At 51.5% G+C, this 1,365-nt stretch carries 1 rRNA gene; it reads right to left on the reverse strand.

The features are described 5' to 3' along the window. Positions 1 to 15: 15 nt before the first annotated feature. A 23S ribosomal RNA gene (locus ASR47_RS00100) occupies positions 16 to 1,365 on the reverse strand; the annotation flags it as partial.

Consider the following 1,365-nt stretch of genomic DNA (forward strand, 5'->3'; position numbering starts at 1 on the left):
ACCTGCTAAGGTTATAGGGACAAGCCGTACGGGCAATTAGTACTGGTTAGCTTAATGCATTACTGCACTTCCACACCCAGCCTATCAACGTCCTGGTCTCGAACGACCCTTCAAAGAGCTCAAGGCTCTGGGAAATCTCATCTCAAGGCAAGTTTCCCGCTTAGATGCTTTCAGCGGTTATCTCTTCCGAACTTAGCTACCCGGCAATGCCACTGGCGTGACAACCGGTACACCAGAGGTTCGTCCACTCCGGTCCTCTCGTACTAGGAGCAGCCCCCTTCAAATTTCCAACGCCCACGGCAGATAGGGACCAAACTGTCTCACGACGTTTTAAACCCAGCTCACGTACCACTTTAAATGGCGAACAGCCATACCCTTGGGACCGGCTACAGCCCCAGGATGTGATGAGCCGACATCGAGGTGCCAAACTCCCCCGTCGATATGAACTCTTGGGAGGAATCAGCCTGTTATCCCCAGAGTACCTTTTATCCGTTGAGCGATGGCCCTTCCATACAGAACCACCGGATCACTATGTCCTACTTTCGTACCTGCTCGACTTGTCAGTCTCGCAGTTAAGCACGCTTATGCCATTGCACTATCAACACGATGTCCGACCGTATCTAGCGTACCTTCGAACTCCTCCGTTACACTTTAGGAGGAGACCGCCCCAGTCAAACTGCCTACCATGCACTGTCCCCGATCCGGATAACGGACCAAGGTTAGAACCTCAAACAAACCAGGGTGGTATTTCAAGGTTGGCTCCACGAGAACTAGCGTCCCCGCTTCAAAGCCTCCCACCTATCCTACACAGATTGGTTCAAAGTCCAATGCAAAGCTACAGTAAAGGTTCATGGGGTCTTTCCGTCTAGCCGCGGGTAGATTGCATCATCACAAACATTTCAACTTCGCTGAGTCTCGGGAGGAGACAGTGTGGCCATCGTTACGCCATTCGTGCAGGTCGGAACTTACCCGACAAGGAATTTCGCTACCTTAGGACCGTTATAGTTACGGCCGCCGTTTACTGGGACTTCAATCAAGAGCTTGCACCCCATCATTTAATCTTCCAGCACCGGGCAGGCGTCACACCCTATACGTCCACTTTCGTGTTTGCAGAGTGCTGTGTTTTTATTAAACAGTCGCAGCCACCAGTTTATTGCAACCCTTTCACCCTTCTGCAGTAAAGCAGTCAAGCTACCGGGGCGTACCTTTTCCCGAAGTTACGGTACCAATTTGCCGAGTTCCTTCTCCCGAGTTCTCTCAAGCGCCTTAGAATACTCATCTCGCCCACCTGTGTCGGTTTGCGGTACGGTCTCGTATGACTGAAGCTTAGAGGCTTTTCTTGGAACCACTTCCGATTGCTTCGTG

Origin of the sequence: Janthinobacterium psychrotolerans (genome assembly GCF_001677885.1) — a bacterium.
GTDB classification, from domain to species: domain Bacteria; phylum Pseudomonadota; class Gammaproteobacteria; order Burkholderiales; family Burkholderiaceae_D; genus Janthinobacterium; species Janthinobacterium psychrotolerans.